Annotated in this window: 4 protein-coding genes; 2 read left to right on the top strand and 2 right to left on the bottom strand. The window is 48.0% G+C overall.

All coding sequences use genetic code 11. The features are described 5' to 3' along the window. Together AC3DOM_RS01210 and AC3DOM_RS01205 are read left to right on the top strand one after the other, a co-directional pair. Positions 1–818, top strand: an 818-nt coding sequence (locus AC3DOM_RS01210) for an FAD-dependent oxidoreductase (protein ID WP_487917194.1), incomplete at its 5' end; no start/stop codon positions are given. Between the two features lie 457 nt (positions 819–1,275). Further along, entirely contained in the window at positions 1,276–2,001 is a 726-nt protein-coding gene (locus AC3DOM_RS01205; protein WP_487917193.1) for a hypothetical protein, read from the top strand. Between the two features lie 122 nt (positions 2,002–2,123). On the opposite strand, the gene AC3DOM_RS01200 is transcribed toward AC3DOM_RS01205, so the two are convergent. Together AC3DOM_RS01200 and AC3DOM_RS01195 are read right to left on the bottom strand one after the other, a co-directional pair. After that, positions 2,124–2,447: a cupin domain-containing protein gene (locus tag AC3DOM_RS01200; protein ID WP_487917192.1), complete on the bottom strand. Its 324-nt coding sequence runs from the start codon at positions 2,445–2,447 to the stop codon at positions 2,124–2,126. Between the two features lie 61 nt (positions 2,448–2,508). Further along, the coding region (locus AC3DOM_RS01195) for a choice-of-anchor J domain-containing protein (protein ID WP_487917191.1) at positions 2,509–4,266 on the bottom strand (1,758 nt) is incomplete at its 5' end.

The raw sequence follows: 4,266 nt of genomic DNA, 5'->3' as shown, positions 1-4,266 counted from the left end.
CCTACGGCGTGGATGTGACCATCGTCGAAATGCTGCCGCGGATCGTCCCGATGGAAGATGAGGAAGTATCAGCCGAATTGACAAAGGCCTTAAAGAAGCGCAAGATCGAAATGTTGACGGGACATAAAGTCGAGGCGGTGGAAGCTACCAAGGCAGGAGTCAAGGTCACCGTATCTGCCGGGGATGAGGAAAAGATCATCGAAGCCGAGCAAGCCCTGGTCGCGATCGGATTCCGCCCCAACTCCGCAAACATCGGTTTGAAGGAGGTCGGCGTCCAGATCAACGAACACGGGTTCATCGAGATTGACGAACGGATGGCCACCAATATCCCCGGGATTTGGGCGATCGGTGACGTGACCGGCAAGTTGATGCTGGCACATGTCGGCTCAGCAATGGGAATTGTTGCAGCAGAGCATATTGCCGGGCATGAAACCGTCGAGTTGAATTATGAGATGATGCCCCGTGCAACCTATTGCCAACCGCAGGTGGCCTCCTTTGGAATTACCGAAGCGCAGGCGATCGAGCGTGGACACCAGATCAAGGTTTCAAAATTCAACTTTCAGGCAAATGGCAAGGCTCTGGGTTTGGGCGAATATGCTGGTTGGGTAAAATTGATCGTGGACGAAAAATATGGCGAGATTTTGGGCGCCCATATGATCGGCCCCGAAGTGACCGAGCTATTGCCCGAACTGACCCTGGCACAGATGATGGAGTTGACGCCTGCCGAGATCGCCCGCAATGTCCACGCGCATCCGACCCTTTCGGAAGTAATAATGGAAGCAGCCCACGTTGCAGAGGGTATGCCCATTCATATGTAAAAAAACGGGTAGTGGGCGAATCGAAGTGATGAGCGATTCTGCGAGGAAGGCTTTTAGCCTGACGAAGCAGTCTAATTCTATCAAAAATGAGATTGCTTCGCTCCGCAAGCTCCGCTCGCAAATTCATTATCACTTATTGTTTTACCACTATCAAAAAACGAAATTGGTCGTAAGAATAATAAGAAGGAGCGGAGATTTCTCCGCTCTTTTACTTTTAAAGGGAACCTTACTCCAATTCAGGATTTTCGCCTGGGTAGGCGTGCATCGCACCAACCTTGACAGGAAGACGCTACTTGACAAGCGTAATCTTTCTCAGAGGGCAGATTCTCATCGTTTTGGTGCGCCAGACACTCATTTTTCGCTCAAATACGAATACCCTACGATTGTAATCGTTTGCCATATGCCCTGCCAAAACAGTGATAGAATACGTGCCGAAAGCGTTCATGGGTGAATAATTATGACTAACGAAGAAAGAAATAACTCACAAACAACTTCATTTCATCAGCCTGAACCATCAACACCTCTTGTCAACAGGAATAACAAAACAGAGGATGGCGTGTTGCGCGTGATGATGCTTTTGATCAGTTTGATCAGTTTGGGCATCGCCATGATCAGCGTTGCTTATGTGGCAGTTGATATTCTGGTCATGAAGGATCCGCATACGCGTGAGAATATCTGGTCGGTCGTTGTCGCAATTGGGCTGGCTTATTCGGTCGGTTGGTGGGTTGCCTTATATGGGATCAGGCTTTACCATAATCTGGTTCTGCCCATTTTTATCAATATCTATACCTGGGTAACTTTGGCAGGGATTTGCGCCTTATATATCGCAATTCTGTATCGACTATATCAGCAACTTTATAATACGCCCAGTTTTGCCAAATATATGATCTTGATGGGGTTTACTCTGGCAGGCTTCATAGGTTTGCATTTATTGATCGAAAACCACAGTCTAAAACTCTACTCTGTGCCTCTGTTGTTAATTTCCCTCGTCCATTTATATCTAATTGTTTACCATTATGTTTTTGTATCAACTGTCAATTATGAATATCTTATCGGGGATGTCATCTTTTTTCTCAGTATGGCAACAACCAGTGTGCTGATGTTGATTCATGTAGGGATCCTTGACGGGCTAAGAAATACAATGGATCGTATGTTCGAGCCAAATAACAGTGGAAATGGGTAGTACCCTTTGCAAATAACCAAATAAAAACTCCCGAAGCTTTCTTTCGGGAGTTTTTGATTCGGCCCCCACCGCCTTGCGACACCTCCCCCAAATCCCTGGATTTGGGGGAGGTTAGGAGGGGGTTATGCCCTGATCATGGTTAATAGCATCTTGAATTGTGCTGTTGCAATAACCGCGTGCGGTTTATCTGCCGGGAGGATGATCGATTCTCCGGCACCCATATGGTAGGAATTGCCAGAGATGACGATCTCTGCCTTTCCATCCAAAACCTGAACGAGGGCGTCAAATGGCGTTGAATGTTCACTCAGCTCCTGGCCTTTATCGAAGGCGAAGAGGGTCACATTGCCTGTTTCCGCACGCAATATCTGGCTGCTGACGACTGCGTTTTCCTGATAGGTAGCCAGGTCAGCGATATTTAGAATTTCTGCTTTTTTTGTCTCAGTCATTTTTTTCTCCTATTGTCTTGCCATTGCCAGGTCGGCCTTGGGTTTCCACGCGACGACCATGTTACTTAATTTCAACTGAATAATTTGCCAGTTCACGTGTGAAGCGGGTTGTACCGGTTACGACCAAAATGGCTTCGTCGTAGTCACCGCCCAGGGTGAGCGGAATATCTACAGTCTGTTCATTTGGAACTTTGATTATCTTAACGGTCGTGTTGCTGCCCTTCAGAATAAGAGCGAGGCGGAATGTTTGTGGAAGGATATTTTGAACGCGGACAAATCCAGCAGCATCCCAGCCACCATCATCGGACTCGAAATCGGAGGAGTAGCCGACTGCATCAATACGGATATCGTCGATCAACATCCCCTCGCCGTTGACAGCTGCGTCGGTAACGTACTCAAACCGAACTTGCACCCGTTTCCCGGCATATACCGAAAGATCAACGGATTCCTGCATCCAGCCGCCTGTAACCCCGTTATAGCCCCAGCCATGTGAATTGCCCGAGGGATCTTTGTCAGTTCCTGAGGGAGTGGTGATGATCTGCCATTTTTCGCCATCTTCGGAAACTTCGAGATAAATATAGTCATAGTCTTCTTCGATATCGTACCAGGTTTGGAATGATAAAGTGATCGGACCCCCGACATTGCTGAAGTCGAATTCTCGCGTCAGGGTCATGTCTGATTCGTCGCCCTTATTCGACCAGAAAGCGTACTTGCCAGAAAAAGGATCAGCGGGCAGCAATCCTGTTTGGGTCGCCCCTTCAAAATGGAGAGTGTAATCGCCCTGGCAGTTGATCTGGATATAATCCCCGCCATATTGGTGGACATTATAACTCTCTGAAAATGGGCAGGCATCAACCTCCACTGTCGCATTGACTTGTGGAGCACTTTTGTAATTGTGATAGGTATAACGTCCATCATCAACATCGGGGTCGTTGAGATAATTGGCTGTCAGCCAATCGATGACGACATCATCCGCGTCAATGGAATCTCCCGTGAGCGCATCGGTGGCGTTGATACTCTGGAGTGTTTCATCCACACTATCCATTCCATTTTGGGGATTTGCCGCCAGGGCTTTGGTAGCGTCTTCGTCAAAGCGATCCAGGAAATAGGTCACAAACATAAAGGCTGCCCCATAATGCGGCGTGGTGGCGTTTTGGTCGTTGGGCCAATCGTTGAGTTGGAGGTCAGGGTTGCTGGTGTAGATCCTGTCAAAACCGCCGGGATCGTAGCCGTTGAGGAAAGATGCCAACTCAGCAAAGCCCTCATTCAGCCAGGATGATTCGTTGCGATCAAGATACCAGTGGATCATATGTTGAAATTCATGCGCCAAAACACCATACGTAAACTCATCGCTCAGATTTGTATTATCCGCATTGAAGAGAAACATCTCATGAGCGTTGGAGTACTCGTGCGCCAGTGGATGATATTCATCTGCTGATGAGTAATAGCCTGCAATGCTGGAACCGATTCCGCTTGCATACAGAATATAAATGTGTTCATCCTGATCTACACCAGGTGACCACTCTGTCCCGAAGAAAGCGCGATTGGTGGGGTAGATTTTAGCCTCGAATTCGTCCATCAGGTCTTTCATCTCGCGATCATCGTATGAAACGCCATCTTCTACCCAGAAATAGCTATGGTCGGTAATATATTGGAGGGTTGCATCGACTTCGAAGTTTTCATTTGTCCCCACATTGGTTGCCCAAAATGTGTCGGTGGCTCCGATCTGAAGCGGCACGGAGGGGCCTTCTACCGTAAGAGGAATATCGCAGATACCACTTAACCGACAGGCTAACTCTGGCAAATTGTTGGGAGGCAC

It is taken from the genome of Candidatus Desulfolinea nitratireducens (assembly GCF_982879505.1).
Note: the sequence above shows the minus strand (reverse complement) of the source record. Positions and strands in the feature narration are given on the sequence as shown.